General features: G+C 46.7%; 7 protein-coding genes, 2 tRNA genes and 3 rRNA genes. All 12 read left to right on the top strand.

Going from position 1 to position 17,205, the window contains the following annotated elements:
• Positions 1-7 precede the first annotated feature (7 nt).
• Positions 8-3,136, top strand: coding sequence for a SusC/RagA family TonB-linked outer membrane protein (locus tag PBAL39_RS15515; protein WP_232282965.1), 3,129 nt, complete (start codon positions 8-10; stop codon positions 3,134-3,136).
• A gap of 25 nt (positions 3,137-3,161) precedes the next feature.
• Positions 3,162-4,685 (top strand): RagB/SusD family nutrient uptake outer membrane protein, encoded by a 1,524-nt coding sequence (locus PBAL39_RS15510; protein ID WP_232282964.1) that lies wholly within the window; start codon positions 3,162-3,164, stop codon positions 4,683-4,685.
• Positions 4,685-5,422, top strand: a complete 738-nt coding sequence (locus tag PBAL39_RS15505) for a hypothetical protein (protein ID WP_008243184.1) — start codon at positions 4,685-4,687, stop codon at positions 5,420-5,422. The genes PBAL39_RS15510 and PBAL39_RS15505 overlap by 1 nt, the downstream gene beginning before the upstream one ends.
• A 54-nt stretch (positions 5,423-5,476) precedes the next feature.
• Positions 5,477-7,087 (top strand): DUF5008 domain-containing protein, encoded by a 1,611-nt coding sequence (locus tag PBAL39_RS15500; RefSeq protein ID WP_198139835.1) that lies wholly within the window; start codon positions 5,477-5,479, stop codon positions 7,085-7,087.
• Positions 7,088-7,124: 37 nt separating this feature from the next.
• Positions 7,125-8,840 (top strand): LamG-like jellyroll fold domain-containing protein, encoded by a 1,716-nt coding sequence (locus PBAL39_RS15495; RefSeq protein WP_008243176.1) that lies wholly within the window; start codon positions 7,125-7,127, stop codon positions 8,838-8,840.
• A gap of 19 nt (positions 8,841-8,859) precedes the next feature.
• The gene (locus tag PBAL39_RS24750) at positions 8,860-10,242 is read left to right on the top strand and encodes a discoidin domain-containing protein (RefSeq protein WP_157274052.1); all 1,383 of its coding nucleotides are present in this window, start codon (positions 8,860-8,862) and stop codon (positions 10,240-10,242) included.
• Between the two features lie 2 nt (positions 10,243-10,244).
• Positions 10,245-11,246, top strand: coding sequence for a PKD domain-containing protein (locus tag PBAL39_RS24745; protein ID WP_008243174.1), 1,002 nt, complete (start codon positions 10,245-10,247; stop codon positions 11,244-11,246).
• A gap of 809 nt (positions 11,247-12,055) precedes the next feature.
• Positions 12,056-13,577 (top strand): 16S ribosomal RNA (locus tag PBAL39_RS15480).
• A gap of 116 nt (positions 13,578-13,693) precedes the next feature.
• Positions 13,694-13,768 (top strand) — tRNA-Ile (locus PBAL39_RS15475).
• A gap of 14 nt (positions 13,769-13,782) precedes the next feature.
• A tRNA-Ala gene (locus PBAL39_RS15470) sits at positions 13,783-13,859 on the top strand.
• A gap of 225 nt (positions 13,860-14,084) precedes the next feature.
• Positions 14,085-16,961 (top strand): 23S ribosomal RNA (locus tag PBAL39_RS15465).
• A gap of 108 nt (positions 16,962-17,069) precedes the next feature.
• Positions 17,070-17,181 (top strand): 5S ribosomal RNA (gene rrf, locus PBAL39_RS15460).
• The 16S, 23S and 5S rRNA genes sit together here with 2 tRNA genes alongside, the layout of an rRNA operon.
• Positions 17,182-17,205: the final 24 nt, after the last annotated feature.

Below are 17,205 nucleotides of genomic sequence, written 5' to 3'. Positions count from 1 at the left end.
TCATATTATGAGACAAAAAATACTCTTTTTATCATTATTGGTTTGTGGCATGCTCCATGGTAGCCTGCAGGCACAAACGAAAAAGTCTATCGTGAAGGGTACTGTAACTGAGCGGTCAACCAACTTACCCATTCCCGGGGTTTCCGTTAGTACAGGAAAACCGCTGAAGGGCGTAACCCAAACAAATGGAAAAGGACAATTTTCAGTGTTGGTGGAGGATGAGGCTACGCTATCTTTCAGTTATACCGGATTTAAGACCTATACCACCAAGCTGAAACCAGGCCAGCTGAACATTGATGTGTTACTGAGTGAAAGTAATAGTCAGCTGGACGAGGTGGTGGTACGCGGATACCAGACACGGTCCAAGGAGACCAGTACCGGGTCGTCCTTTACCATTTCCGGAGATCAGGTGCAGGATGTTCCTGTGTCCAACGTGGAACAGTTGCTGCAAGGTAAAGTGGCAGGTTTGAACATCCAGGTCAACAATGGGGCACCCGGTTTCAGAGGATCAGCTACTATCCGTGGTCTGAATACGCTGGCCATCTCTGGTTCGGGAAGTGAATCGTTCCTACAGCCGACATCCCCATTATACGTGATCGATGGCGTTCCTATTGACGCCGACAAAGCCGCAGAATACGGTTACAATACGATGGGGCCTGGTGTAAGCCCGCTGTCGCTGATTCCTCAGGAAGACATTGCCAGTCTGGAGGTGCTTAAAGATGCGCAGGCCACCTCCCTCTATGGATCACGTGGTGCCTATGGTGTCATCATCATCACTACAAAACGTGGAAACTCAAAGATCCCCCGGATCCGTTACACCACTAACTTTTACGTGAATACACCACCGAAGCTCAGGGAAACCCTTGGTGGAAATGCCGAGCGTCAGTCCAAGATCAACCATATCCTGGCAAACGCCACGGATGAGGCATTTCTTGATCTTTTGGCGACCACCTATTTCCTGACCGACAGTCTGAACAGCTATAATAACAATTCCACAAACTGGCAAGGGGTATTTTATGAGAGCACCTACAATCAGACGCATAATCTGGCACTGGATGGGGGAGATACGAAGTTCAACTACAAAACAAACCTGGGTTACTCCACAGAAAAAGGGGTGATCAAGAATACAGGTTACGACCGCTACAACCTGAACATGAACATGGAGTATCAGCCGACACCGAAGTTCCGGATATTTGCGGCACTCAATGGAGGTGTGGGGATGCAGAATAAAGGCAATGGTTCCGGCTTGCTCCAAACCGGGGTTGCTACCGGAGGCCAGTCTTCCTCACTACTTCCTGGTCCTTCCTTTTACCAGGCAAATGGAGGAACACTGGCCGCATTACAGACGAACGATGAAAATAGTACAAAGAACCTCCGTGCCAATATTGATGCACGTTATCAGCTCATCACAGGGCTATGGGCCGCCAGCAGCTTGAGCTACGATTACACCTCAGACAATACGGATACGTTTACTCCTGCAGCTGCCAATAATCAGTTTGCAAAAGTTTATTCGTTCAACGGACGAAGCACTTCGCTTTACAACAGGAACAACATCTCGTACTCGAAGACCATTGCGGAGCAACATAACCTTTTTATCAATATTTTTAACGAGATCACCATCCAGACCGGACAGTCTACTTCCATCACCCAAAACAGGACTGCAAATGATCAGTTTCATGGTCCACTGGGCTTCGATGCCTTTACTTCCAGCGGTGGTGGTGTACTTCCTGGTTACAAAGATGCCAGACTCGCCTCATTTGCTGCTGCAGTATCTTATGATTTTAATAAGAAATATGTTGTGGACTTGTCCTATCGCCTGGATGGTTCATCAGCAAGCGGATTGGAAAACCCATATTCCAAAAATCCGGCACTTGGGCTGCGCTGGAATTTTAATAAAGAGACATGGCTGGAGAACGTAAAATGGCTGAGTTATGGAGCGCTTAGGTTCTCTTGGGGACAGAACGTTTCTCCCACAGGAAACCTACAGAGTATTTACGGTCTGTATAATGTAACAGGTACCTATAATAACAACCCTACAATTGGTATAGATTACGGCTCGGTACCAAACCCAAGGCTTAAGCCGACGACAACAAGTCAGTTTAACATTGGCCTCGATGCCGGTTTGTTCGACAACAAGGTAGAGATGAACATGGATGCCTATTATAAGAAGGTAGATAACCTGTTGTTTACGCGTAACCTGAGCAACCTTACCGGATTCGGCAATGTGCTGAGTAATGATGCGGGGATTGCGAATTATGGTCTTGAGCTATCGGTAACCTTACGTCCGCTGAGTAAAGCCAGTAAGGTAGACTGGTCGATTTCCTTTAACGGGGCGGTAAACAATGACGTGCTGTTGAAGTTACCTGCTGAGTTTAACGGTCAGTATATCCATAATGATGGACAGATGATCGTTTACAGGGTGGGTACCAACACGCTGTCTAACTATCTGCGCATTAACCAGGGGGTATTCAGCACAGATAACAATGTGCCAGTAGATCCTGTAACAGGATTAAAATACGCTACGAATGGAGCTGTGTTTGAAGGCGGTGACCCTTATTTCAAAGATGTAAATGGTGATTATATCCTGGATGGAAGGGATTATGAGATCAATGGAAATTCTCAGCCTCTGGTAGTGGGAGGTCTTTCCACGAACATCAATTACGGAAACTGGGGCTTGAACATCAACGGCTCATTTACTTTACTGCGTACGGTACTCAATAATGCCCTGGCAGATCGTTTCCGCATCATGAGCAATCCTTTCGACCCAAGAGCGGTGGTACCTCTGGATGATCTGGATACCTGGAAAAGGCCGGGAGATCAGGCAAAATACCCTTATGCCTACGCTTATACAAGGTATAGCCAGATTGATCCTTTCCGTCTCGATCAGACATTATGGGCAGAAGAAGGATCTTATTATAAGATGAACACCGTCACCCTTTCCTATCGTTTTGCAAAGCAGCTGGCGAACAGAATTGGTCTGGCGGGCCTGAGGATGTATGCATCAGGGAATAACCTGATTACTTTCTCCCCGTACAGCGGACCCAACCCGGAGAGTGTTACTGCGCTAGGCAGGGATGCTTCGGGTGGATACCCGGTGCCACGGACTTATAATTTTGGTTTGAACGTCGAATTCTAGTACTGACATGATAAAATTGAACGATATGAAAAAGTATATGATCTGCTTCCTATTGATATGTAGTAGCATCAGTGAGTTCAGCTGTAAGAAGTTTCTGGATGTAGAACCTCTGGATAAGCTCACAGGAAATAATTTTTATAAAACTAAGGGCGATGTTGAGGCCGTCATCAACGACATGGCCAGGATGCACTTTGAAAAACTCAATGAGACCCAGGTGGTGGGCGCCGTTGGCGAATACCGCTCCGGTGAAGTGAAATATGAACCTACCAATGACCTTGGCACGAGAAGGCAGTTTGTAGAGGTACTCGGCAGAAATGAAATGATCGACATCGTCACGAACAGTGCCCGGTGGACATTTTATGATTTTGCGAGAATCACGCGATGGACGAGGTACTACCAGATTATACAGTCGGCAAACATTCTCATTTATAACCTTGAGCAAGGAGTGGAAGCCTTGACAGCCGCAGAAATTAAGCAGTACATCGGCGAAGCCAAGTTTGCGCGCTGTCTTGCTTATTACAATATGGTACACCTTTTCGGAGATGTACCTTATTATACGAATGCTTTTGCCATTCAGGCCATCGGTCGTGAAAACATGGTGTCGGTGTTTAATAAATGTATCGCCGATCTGAAGTCAAGCATGAATGACATGCCATGGACTTTCAGCGATCCGGCCCTGAAGGGAGTACGTGCCAGTCGCGGAAGCGCAATTGCGCTGATCATGAACATGAACATGTGGAATGCAGGCTTTGACCAGGCAAATGCCTCGAAGTATTGGCGTGAAACTGCAGATTTGGGTGGAGAACTGGTGCGCAGTCGCGCGTTCAGGCTCATCCCGCTTGCTGAATGGGCGACTGTAGCCAAAGGCCGTTCTGATGAAAGTCTGTTTGAGCTTTTCCGGACAACGAATTATGGTGATGCCGTATCAAACTGGGCTCCATTTGCAGATATGTTTTTACGCTATCCTTATAAGCTACCTCAAAGCTCTCATCAGGTAAGCAGCGCCTTTTACAAGGCAGAGTACATGGAGAAGATTTATCCCAATCTATTACCTGACGGACGTAAGGAAGCCTGGTTTGAGAGCATGTACGCGAACAGCGGTGAATTTATGGTGCTCAAATACGCCGGTAACACCTTTGTGGAGGGCGGGGAAGAAAACAATCCCGATAATACATTTATGGTTTTTAGGTATGCGGAGTCCATCTTGCTGCGTGCCGAGGCATTGGCAAACCTGGGGGAAGAAGACGAAGCAATCACTATGCTGAATCTGGTGCGGGCACGTGCAAAGGCACCGAGCTATGACGGTAGTGGAGGCCAGCCGTTAAAGGATTTCATTTTCCTGGAGCGGGCGAGGGAGCTCTTTGGGGAGGGGCATTATTACTTTGACCTGATCCGTACCAGAAGAATCCTTTCGAGAAGCTGGACCTCAAATTCGCTGTCGCTCGACCAGTTTAACCGCGGTGGATGGACCTGGCCGATCGATGCTGATGCGACAAGAAATAATCCTTACATGGTCTTGAATACCTATTGGTTAAACGGAGGTAAATAATGGACACTAATCGTAAAAAAGACATGAGAAACAATACATCAAAATACATCAGGTGGTCATTTTTAATCTGCTGCTTTGTGCTCGGTATCTCTTCCTGCAATAAAGACGATTATTATCGTGATGGGGGATTGGCCAGTGGTGACTTCAAGGGCAATATGCTGGAATATCTGGAATCGAAGCCGAACGATTTTGATACCATTGTGCAGGTCATCAAACTTGCCGGTATGGAAGAAACGTTCAGAAATGAAGAGCTCACTTTCTTTGCACCGAATGACAAGCTGATCAGGGAGACCATCAAGCAGTTAAATCCTGAGCTGAACAGGCTTTATCTGGATACGGTGGTTCAGCTTTCTGATGTAAAGCCCGAGATCTGGGCGAAATATTTATCACGTTATCTGTTTAAAGGAACTTATCAGCTTGCCGATTATACCCAGATTGATTTCGATCTGATCAATACCTTCCCAGGACAGAACTATTTCTCTTACGACGGTACCGTGCTGAATGTAGGTGTGGTGTATGAACCTGCAAACGGGGTGAAATACCTGGGCTACCGCAGGCTGGTGCTGAGTTATATCCCAGACATCTCGAAACCAAAGGACAACTGGCTGAGGACAAATATTTCCTCATCGGACATCCATCCGAACAATGGTTATGTGCATACACTCGCCTATGACGGGAAACTATTTGGTTTCAGTTTCAATGATTTTTTTCAGGATGTATTGCTTTCGAAACGATAGACTATGATCAGGAATGTATTCATCAACAGAACAGACAGTGCTAAATCAATCGATATGAAATTTAATCTCAAAATAATGACTTTTGCCTGCTGCTTGCTCTTAATGGCAGGCTGCAAGAAGACCGAAGAGAACTTTGAACCACCTTATCCTGAGGGGAAATCGCCCTTGGGGATCATTTTGAATGATACAGAGCTGCCTACACCTGCAGAAGGTACACCGGGTACTACGGTAACGATTTCCGGTACTGGCTTACTGCCTTATAAAGACAAGCTCACTTTTCTTTTCAATGGGGAACCTGCGGAGGTAACGGAGATCACTGCTACAGGTATTACCGCAAAGGTCCCCGACAATGCCAGTTCGGGTGTCACCTCGGTCATGGTGGGCGACAACATCGTGTTCGGGCCTGTTTTTAAAGTGCAGGGATTGATTTCCTTTGATCCCACATTCCGGGTAGTCAATGGGACGAACAACCAGATTTATCAGGCCTTTAAAACTTCAGAAGGCAAATACTTCTTTCTTGGAAGTTTTACCAACTACGACAACAAAGGGGTGGTGGTGCCCATTAACAGAATTGTACGCACCTCGCTCGATGGGGACATGGACAGGACGCTGCGTTCCGGTACTGCCGCCAACGGTACACTTTCCAGCATGGTTGCCGTGGGTAACCAATACATCATCGCCGGAGGTTTTGGCGGTTATAATCAGCGAAATGAAAACATCAGTAACCTGACCAGGATCAATAACAATGGTACAATAGATACGATGGGGATAAGCACCTTTGTTCCGGTTGGTAAAAATGACACCATTAAATATTTCCCGAGGTTCAATGCCGGGGCAGATGGGTTCATCGACAAGGTTTACAGCCATCAGGGTAAGATCATCGCGACAGGTAATTTCAGGTACTATGTTTCCCGTCGTTACGATCAGCCGAATTTCTATGAAACGAAAGATACCGTGATCCTCGACAGTACAGAGGTACGTCAGATCATGCGCCTGAATGCTGATGGCACACTAGATAAGAGCTATCGCTTTAACACCGGGACTAACAGAAGTCTTAGTGGTGGCAATGGTTATGTCAACAGCTTTATGCATACCGATGTCGCAAATGAAGGCAAGTTGCTCCTGTTTGGCTCGTTCAGCACTTTTGATGATGCTCCCGCCGGATACCTGGTCAGGCTTAATGCCGATGGCACCAGGGACAACACCTTCAATACCGGCTCGGGGACAAATCTTGAGATCGCCTATGCAAACTATAACGCCAGTACCAACAAATACCTGATTTCAGGCCGTTTCAGAACGTATAATGGAGTGACCTCACCAGGGATCGCCTTGCTCAATGCAGATGGCACGATCGACAATGGCTTTGTGCCACAGGCCGTAACGGGAGGATTTATCAGGGGCGCACGGCAGCTGAGTGACGGTCTGATCGTTGTGTTTGGCGACTTTAAAAAGTATGGCAACTACACACGCAATGGATTTATGGTGCTGAAGCCAAATGGGGAGCTGGCTCCGGGATACAACGCAACGGGCATCTTCAACGGATACCTCAATGACATCATTGAAACTACCTCTGCAGATGGCAAGCGGGCGCTGTTGCTGATCGGTGGATTCAACCGGTTTGACAATGTGGAAGTCAATAACATCACGAGGATCATCATCGAATAGTAGCATAGGCTAATAGAGGAAACTAAATCATTTGAAAATGAAAAGAAATCAAGATTATATTTATTTAGGTCTGCTTGTGTGCCTGCTGACAACGGTGTTTGGCTGCAACAAGGACTTTGAGACGAAGCTGTCTGAGGAGCGGGACATTGATAGCGTATCGGTGATCTACGGTGATCCGAAAGTCATCCTGCTGGTGGTAGACGGTGCCCGCGGGACATCCGTAAGAGATGCAAAAACGCCGGTCATTACGGGGATGCTGCCGCATTCCATTTATTCATGGACCTCTCTTGCAGACGAGGAAAATCCTCAGGCAGGCACAAACTGGGCTGATTTGCTGACAGGTGTGAGGAAATCGAAACATGGTGTGATCGGTAACGACTTCTCTGCGAATAAGTTTGAAGCCTATCCGTTGATTTTTAGCCGTATAAAAGCTGCGAATCCAAGAACAAAGATTGTCTCCTATGCATCTTCAGCATTATTTAATGAGCAGCTGTCGGAGGATGTTGATGAGCATGCCGCACTGGGGACGGATGTGGCGGTAAAAAGTGCAATCGTTACCGCATTGCAGACTGATACCGCTTCATTTATTGTCGGGCAGTTTAAGGATGTGGATGCTGCGGGCGCAGCAGAAGGTTATGATGTCAGCAAGCCTGGATATAAAGCTGCCATTAACACATTTGACAGTCAGCTGGGCGAAGTGCTGACTGCGCTGAAGAGCAGGCCGAACTATGCTTCTGAAAACTGGCTTGTTGTTATTGCCTCTAACAATGGCGGTAAGTATACATTGCCGGCAGAGGAAAATGACAATACGATTTTCAGCAATACCGAGGTAAACACCTTTTCCGTCATTTACAATCCGCAGTATAAGACGAGGTTCATTACCAAGCCATTTCTGGGAAACCGTTTCGGTGGCAAAGGAGTGCGCTTGTATGGCAAAGACAATAGTCTCGTCAATGCTACTGTGGATGAGGCCGCATTGTTCAATTTTGGCGATACGACTCAGTTTACGATAGAGATGAAGGTGAAGAAAAATAGCGGGCCGAGAGGTAATTACAGGTTCACCTATCCTTCAATCCTTGGTAAACGCCAGGAGTGGTCGAGCAACTGGGCAGGCAACGGCTGGACCATTTTTCTTGAGAACAGCAGCTGGCAGTTCAACATCCGCGGTACAGGAAATAGTGGTGCACAGGTTTTGGGTGGCGCACTAAGTAATGGCAACTGGAACAGCGTTGCCGTAGTTGGGGTCAATCGGGAAGCTAAACGATATGTGCGTGTGTTTACTGATGGCGTGTTCAACAGGGAGCTGGAGATTACCAGCTTTGGAAACATCAACAACAACTTCCCACTGACGCTGGGATTGCTGCCGGGCAGTGGGCACAATGAGCCTGATGTGGTACTTGCAGATGTCCGTATCTGGAGAGCGGCGCTTACTGACGCGACCATCAAGCAGTTTTCATGCGATACGGATGTGAGCACAGATCATCCCAACTACCCTTACCTGATTGGATTCTGGCCGCTTACCGATGGTGAGGGGGATGAATTTAGGGACCTGGGGCCGACAAGCAACAGCTTTAAGATCCACGGACCTTTCCAATGGGAAAATTTCAATGACCTGATCTGTGGCTTGAATGCGGAGACGCTGGGCGCTGCGGTTCCTAAAAATGCAGATATCGCCACGCAGATATTGAGCTGGATGCGGATTCCTACCAGGCAGGTATGGGGTCTTGATGGCAGAGTTTGGTTAGATCAATAATCCTTAAATATCAACGAACATGAACAAAAATAGAAATAGATCATTCTTCTGCCTCCTTGCATCGATTTGTATGCTGGGGGTATCCTGTAAAGATATTGGACTGGAAGATTTTTCACCGGAGAAGTCCAGAAGTGTTCAGATCTCTGCAGCACCATTGACGTCGGAGATCTTCAAAACACAGACACAGGTGAACCTTGACCTGGAAGTGTTGCTGTCCGACGCAGCTGACAATGCTTTTGAGATTGACATCGCAGCCAATCAGGATACCATCAGTACGCTGATCGAAAATGGAACTTTAGAAAATACGGTGATGCTGGCACCAGGCACTTATGAATTCCCTAATGTGCTGAAGGTCGCTTATGGCGTGCGGAAACATGCATTCAAGGCTGCGGTAAACATCAATGCAATGGAGCGCAATTTTGGTAAAAAGGTAGCTTTTGCACTGACGCTGAACAGACCAAGTAAAGGAAATACAATTGTGGCAACTAAGGAAACTTTTGTAGTCGTGTTGGACACCAGGGAGATTCTTAGTCTGGAGGACATTCATTATATCTCTTTCCAGAGTGGGACAAACGGGGTTTACCAGGTGCCGAGTGCCAAAAACTATAACGTGACTTCCGGAGGTATTGTGATTCCCGTGACGTTACAGTTAAACGGTACAGGCGAGGGGCCTGCCTTTTCTTCCAGACTGAAGCTGAATATTGACACGATCAGCGAGCTGGTCAGCAATGGGACACTGGCGGGTAACACCTTTCCACTTACAAGGGGTACTTATTCTATTGATACTGTAGTGAGGTTTGCGGGGAATACGAAAACGGCGAAATTTAACATCACCGTTCCTATGAATACGATTAATGACAATCTTGGCAAAGCGCTGGCGGTATCACTTCGTCTGACAGATGCAACTCGAAACCTGATTGATCCTGTAAACAATAACTTGATCGTGGTGGTCAATACCATTAACCTTGCAGAACGTGACATTACGAGTATGGCTACATTGAGTGTTACCAAAGACAACTCGGGAGGTCCAAATGCTGGTGAGGGATCTTCAAGGCTGGTTGATAATAATGTGAATACTAAATTCCTGTTTTCGGGCTGGGAGGCTTTTTCTGTGAACATGAGGTTTCCAAGTCCGATGACGGTAAAGGCTTATACGCTGACCTCCGGAAATGATGCCAAGGACAGGGATCCAAAGAGCTGGAAGTTAAAGGGCTCAAATGATGGCATCAACTACGTGACACTTGATGAACGTACAGATGAACAGTTCCCAACCCGGACCTTGACCAAGAGATATGAGTTCGACAATACAGAAACCTACTTGTATTATCAGTTGGAGATTACTGATAATGATGGTTCAAGCGATTTTCAACTGTCGGAATTCCGTTTAATTCAACTTCCATAATTATGAAAAAGATATATCAACTTAGTTTAGTCTGCCTGCTGATGCTGGCTGCATCTTGTGGAAAAGATGATCCTGTCGAGATCGTCCCTGAAGAACCTAAACCGCTGGCGAGGTTCAGTATCGAGCAGTCGGCTCCCGATGATGCTTTTACGTTTGATTTTAAGAATGCCTCCGAGAATGTGAAAAACATCCGATGGACCTTTGGTGATGATAGCATCTCTACGGAGATGACACCAAAACATACCTATCTTAATCCCGGTACCTATACCGTACTGCTAACCGTAGGTAATGATCAGGGTTATATCGCAAGACAGGAGCTGGAGGTAAAGATCGATGCAGATAAGCTATTGAATTTTACTGCAACACCGGAATCAAATGGCAATGTAAAGCTAAACCTGTCTTCACAGACTGCTTTTAGCACTTTTCTCTGGACTTTTGAGAATAACAGTACATCTACGGAATCTTCGCCTGTGACAAATGTTCCCTCGGGTTCGATCCGAAAGGTAATGTTGAAGGCAACAACAGCTAAGGGCTCAAGTGCAACAATTAACAGGCTGGTTACTGATTTTGGCGTAGCACAGGATGTGACGATCGGGGCCTCGTTGCTGGTCTCCAAGGACAACAATTCAGGTGCAACTTCGGGTGAGGGTTCGTTAAAGTTGATTGACAATAGCATCGACAGTAAATTTCTGGTGTCTAGCTTCACCGGTCTGTGGGCAGTTCAGACGCTTACCCTGCCTCAGGTGGTGAAGTTGTATTCCATCACCTCAGGAAACGATGCTTCTGAGCGGGATCCTAAGGAATGGACACTTGAAGGGTCTGAGGATGGAGTCAGCTGGGAGCTGCTGGACACCAGAAATGAAACCTTCGGCTCAAGAAAGCAAACCAGAATTTTTGCGATTTCGAATAATAAATCATTTAGATACTATCGATGGACGATAACGAAGAATGTAAATAGCTCATTGATGCAGGTGGGCGAATGGAGGCTGATGTCCGTAAATTGATCAGGAAACTTTAGAAGCGGGAGAGGGTTCCCGCTTTTTTATTTAATCACATATATCTTTATATGTGGTTTTTTGCCTCTTTATACATGTTTCTCTTGTGTTAGTAGTCTATAATGCAATTAATGGGATTGTAAAGCCAGATGAGGTATGATTTGTTTTTTGTCCCTGTTGTTTTTGTTGTCGATGAGCTTAGATCATGGTGATGTTAATTTCGTGTTAAGTTTTTCTTATTGTAAATCATACACTTAGGTGTATTCTGTAAATAAAGGGCTAGAAATGTTTTGCTGTAGTAATATTTTTCCTACTTTTGCATCCCGCTTCGGAGGAAGTGAAACGGTGAGAAGGATAAGAGAAGAAGAGTTAGAAATATTGCAGTAGGAATTGGCCAGGCAGGTTTTTTAGTTTTAGAAGGTTAAAACAGAGAAAATAAAAAAGATCAAAAAAAAGCTTGACAATAACAAAAAGATTTCTACCTTTGCAATCCCAAACAACGGGGAGCTAAACGAACGGAGTTCGCAAGCGAATAAACAAGATTGAAACAATAGGCTTAACCGCAACAGAACTGGACGAGAAAGACCAGGTAAACACAGGGGCAGCAGATTGCAACATATAAAGAAGACCCGTGAGGCGATTCGAGAAGTTCATTAAAGAGATGTCATTTATAGCGTAGCGAGGTAGATTAGTACGGAATCAAAGTACATGATACTGAAGCTATTTTTTTAAGTTTGATTCTAACAGACAATATAACAATTAGAATAAAGACTATTATTAACAAGTTAAGAATGGTCAGCGTTCAAACAACACATTTTACAATGGAGAGTTTGATCCTGGCTCAGGATGAACGCTAGCGGCAGGCCTAATACATGCAAGTCGAACGATACTTTCCAGCTTGCTGGAAAGGAAAGTGGCGCACGGGTGCGTAACGCGTATGCAACCTACCTTAATCAGGGGGATAGCCCGAAGAAATTCGGATTAACACCGCATAAAATCACAGTATAGCATTATACAATGATCAAATATTTATAGGATTAAGATGGGCATGCGTGTCATTAGTTAGTTGGCGGGGTAACGGCCCACCAAGACAGCGATGACTAGGGGATCTGAGAGGATGACCCCCCACACTGGTACTGAGACACGGACCAGACTCCTACGGGAGGCAGCAGTAAGGAATATTGGTCAATGGAGGCAACTCTGAACCAGCCATGCCGCGTGCAGGAAGACGGCCCTCTGGGTTGTAAACTGCTTTTATTCGGGAATAAACCTCTTTACGTGTAGAGAGCTGAATGTACCGAAGGAATAAGGATCGGCTAACTCCGTGCCAGCAGCCGCGGTAATACGGAGGATCCAAGCGTTATCCGGATTTATTGGGTTTAAAGGGTGCGTAGGCGGCTTATTAAGTCAGGGGTGAAAGACGGTGGCTCAACCATCGCAGTGCCCTTGATACTGATGAGCTTGAATACATTAGAGGTAGGCGGAATGTGACAAGTAGCGGTGAAATGCATAGATATGTCACAGAACACCGATTGCGAAGGCAGCTTACTATGATGAGATTGACGCTGAGGCACGAAAGCGTGGGGATCAAACAGGATTAGATACCCTGGTAGTCCACGCCCTAAACGATGAATACTCGCTGTTAGCGATATACAGTTAGCGGCTAAGCGAAAGCGTTAAGTATTCCACCTGGGGAGTACGCCCGCAAGGGTGAAACTCAAAGGAATTGACGGGGGCCCGCACAAGCGGAGGAGCATGTGGTTTAATTCGATGATACGCGAGGAACCTTACCCGGGCTTGAAAGTTAGTGAATCATTTAGAGATAGATGAGTGAGCAATCACACGAAACTAGGTGCTGCATGGCTGTCGTCAGCTCGTGCCGTGAGGTGTTGGGTTAAGTCCCGCAACGAGCGCAACCCCTATGTTTAGTTGCCAGCACGTTAAGGTGGGGACTCTAAACAGACTGCCTGTGCAAACAGAGAGGAAGGAGGGGACGACGTCAAGTCATCATGGCCCTTACGTCCGGGGCTACACACGTGCTACAATGGATGGTACAGAGGGCAGCAAGCTGGCAACAGCAAGCAAATCTCAAAAAGCCATTCACAGTTCGGATAGAGGTCTGCAACTCGACCTCTTGAAGTTGGATTCGCTAGTAATCGCGTATCAGCAATGACGCGGTGAATACGTTCCCGGGCCTTGTACACACCGCCCGTCAAGCCATGGAAGTTGGGGGTACCTAAAGTATGTAACCGCAAGGAGCGTCCTAGGGTAAAACCGATAACTGGGGCTAAGTCGTAACAAGGTAGCCGTACCGGAAGGTGCGGCTGGAATACCTCCTTTCTGGAGTAGGTCAGACTACTCGCTGCGCAAATGATATAAATGACAAAAGATCTCAAAAAGAAACACCCATAGGATGAAACATCGTTTAGTGTTCTCATACTGAAGTAAAGACACCTAGTCCCGTAGCTCAGTTTGGTTAGAGCACTACACTGATAATGTAGGGGTCAGCAGTTCAAATCTGCTCGGGACTACAGATATATTCTAAGGGGGATTAGCTCAGCTGGCTAGAGCGCCTGCCTTGCACGCAGGAGGTCAACGGTTCGACTCCGTTATTCTCCACCATCACCGGTACTTAAGATAGAAGGTACAGAAATAGGGTTCAGTAATGAACTCCGGGATAGAAAAGTTCTTTGACATATTGGAAGAAGTTAAAAAAGAAGAGCAAACAACAATAGAGACGTTGTTAGCTTTGAGGAATGAAATGAGTAAGCAATTACAAATAGAAATCTGAAAGAGATAACAACCATCAAAAAAAGCATTTCCATAGGCGCAAAAGGCTATGGAGAGAAGAAAGTAAATAAGAGCACACAGGGGATGCCTTGGCTCTCAGAGGCGATGAAGGACGTGATAAGCTGCGATAAGCACTGGGGATTAGCAAATATGAATTGATCCGGTGATTTCCGAATGGGGAAACCTGGCTAGTTGAAGACTAGTCGTATAATACGCAAACCTGCCGAACTGAAACATCTAAGTAAGCAGAGGAAGAGAAAATAATAATGATTTCCTAAGTAGTGGCGAGCGAACGGGAAAGAGCCCAAACCATATTTGTTACGGCAAATGTGGGGTTGTAGGACTACGATATGATTATAATGCAATGAAGTGGAACAGGATGGGAAGCCTGGCAACATAGAGTGAGAGCCTCGTACACGTAAGTACCATTAGTCTAGTAGTATCCTGAGTACCGCGAGGTCGGAGACGCCTTGTGGGAATCTGCCGGCACCATCCGGTAAGGCTAAATACTCCTGAGAGACCGATAGTGAACCAGTACCGTGAGGGAAAGGTGAAAAGAACCCCGAACAGGGGAGTGAAATAGAACCTGAAACTGTGTGCTTACAAGCGGTCGGAGCGTCCAGGTGGCGTGACGGCGTGCCTTTTGCATAATGAGCCTACGAGTTACTCTTCTCTGGCAAGGTTAAGTGTTTAAGACACGGATCCGAAGCGAAAGCGAGTCTGAATAGGGCGTATAGTCAGGGGAGGTAGACGCGAAACCTTGTGATCTACCCATGGACAGGTTGAAGGTGCGGTAACACGTACTGGAGGACCGAACCGATAAACGTTGAAAAGTTTCCGGATGATCTGTGGGTAGGGGTGAAAGGCTAATCAAACTGGGAAATAGCTCGTACTCCCCGAAATGTTTTTAGGAACAGCGTGGATATAAAGTTATATAGAGGTAGAGCTACTGATTGGGTGCGGGGGAGTCAAATCCTACCAAATCCAGACAAACTCCGAATGCTATATAATATGATCTGCAGTGAGGCCCGGGGTGCTAAGGTCACGGGCCGAGAGGGAAAGAACCCAGACCATCAGCTAAGGTCCCCAAGTTATAGTTAAGTTGAACTAACGAGGTCCGATTGCATAGACAGCTAGGATGTTGGCTTGGAAGCAGCCATTCATTTAAAGAGTGCGTAACAGCTCACTAGTCGAGCGATCGGGCATGGATAATAAACGGGCATTAAACTATACACCGAAGCTATGGGTAATATTAATATTACGGTAGGGGAGCATTCCAGCGGCAGCGAAGTTATGACGTAAGTTGTGGTGGAGCTTCTGGAAAAGCAAATGTAGGCATAAGTAACGATAAGGCGGGCGAGAAACCCGCCCACCGAAAGGATAAGGTTTCCTGATCAACGCTAATCGGATCAGGGTTAGTCGGGGCCTAAGGAGAACCCGAAAGGGATATTCGATGGACAACGGGTTAATATTCCCGTACTTTTTATAACTGCGATGTGGTGACGGAGTAGTGACACTACCGCGATCTGACGGAATAGATCGTTGAAGACAGTAGGTATTGGTCTGGTAGGCAAATCCGCCGGACTAGCTGAAAGTCGATAGTACCGCGAACCTTCGGGTAAGTGGATAGTGTAGGTAATCAGACTTCCAAGAAAACCCGCTAAGCTTCAGGTTATAAAAACCCGTACCGCAAACCGACACAGGTATCCGGGAAGAGAATTCTAAGGTGCTCGAGTGAATCATGGCTAAGGAACTCGGCAAAATGGCCCTGTAACTTCGGGAGAAGGGGCGCTGGTAGCAATATCAGCCGCAGTGAAAAGGCCCAGGCGACTGTTTAACAAAAACACATGGCTTTGCAAAATCGAAAGATGAAGTATAAGGCCTGACACCTGCCCGGTGCTGGAAGGTTAAGAGGGGATGTTAGTCGCAAGGCGAAGCATTGAATCGAAGCCCCAGTAAACGGCGGCCGTAACTATAACGGTCCTAAGGTAGCGAAATTCCTTGTCGGGTAAGTTCCGACCTGCACGAATGGTGTAACGATCTGGGCGCTGTCTCAGCCATGAGCTCGGTGAAATTGTGGTCCCGGTGAAGACGCCGGGTACCCGCAACGGGACGGAAAGACCCCATGCACCTTCACTACAATTTAACATTGACATTGGATACAGGATGTGTAGGATAGGTGGGAGACTATGAAGCGGCGTCGCCAGGCGTCGTGGAGTCAACGTTGAAATACCACCCTTTCTGTATTCGGTGTCTAACTTCGCCAAGCGAAGGACATTGTTTGATGGGTAGTTTGACTGGGGTGGTCGCCTCCAAAAAGGTAACGGAGGCTTTCAAAGGTAAGCTCAATACGCTTGGTAACCGTATGAGGAGTGCAATAGCATAAGCTTGCTTGACTGTGAGGCATACAAGCCGAGCAGGGTCGAAAGACGGATATAGTGATCCGGTGGTTCTGCATGGAAGGGCCATCGCTCAAAGGATAAAAGGTACGCTGGGGATAACAGGCTGATCTCCCCCAAGAGCTCATATCGACGGGGAGGTTTGGCACCTCGATGTCGGCTCGTCACATCCTGGGGCTGGAGAAGGTCCCAAGGGTTCGGCTGTTCGCCGATTAAAGTGGCACGCGAGCTGGGTTCAGAACGTCGCGAGACAGTTCGGTCCCTATCTGTTGTGGGCGTAGGAATTTTGAGTGGGGCTGACCTTAGTACGAGAGGACCGGGTTGGACTAGCCTCTAGTGAATCTGTTGTTCCGCCAGGGGCATTGCAGAGTAGCTACGCTGGGAATAGATAAGCGCTGAAAGCATCTAAGTGCGAAACTAGCCACGAGATGAGAATTCCATATAGGACCGTAGCAGACTACTACGTTGATAGGTTACAGATGTAAAGGTGGTGACATCAAAGTCGAGTAATACTAATCATCCGAAGCTTTCAAGAGCAGTAAACTGTTGTTTGTTCTTCCTAACTTAACTTCTTTCAATAATATGTCATTGTTTGACAGCATAAGGTAAGTCCATTCCGAAGCTGTATAAACATTAAAAATATTTAGGTGCCTATATCGGTGGTGTCCACCTCTTCCCATTCCGAACAGAGAAGTTAAGCCCACCAGAGCCGATGGTACTGCGGTAACACGTGGGAGAGTAGGTCGGTGCCAAATCTTAAAGAAAGCCTGTAGTCAAAA

It is taken from the genome of Pedobacter sp. BAL39 (genome assembly GCF_000170795.1).
Taxonomy (GTDB): Bacteria; Bacteroidota; Bacteroidia; order Sphingobacteriales; family Sphingobacteriaceae; genus Pedobacter.
The sequence above is the reverse complement of the archived record's forward strand: the minus strand, read 5'-3'. Positions and strand labels throughout refer to the sequence as shown.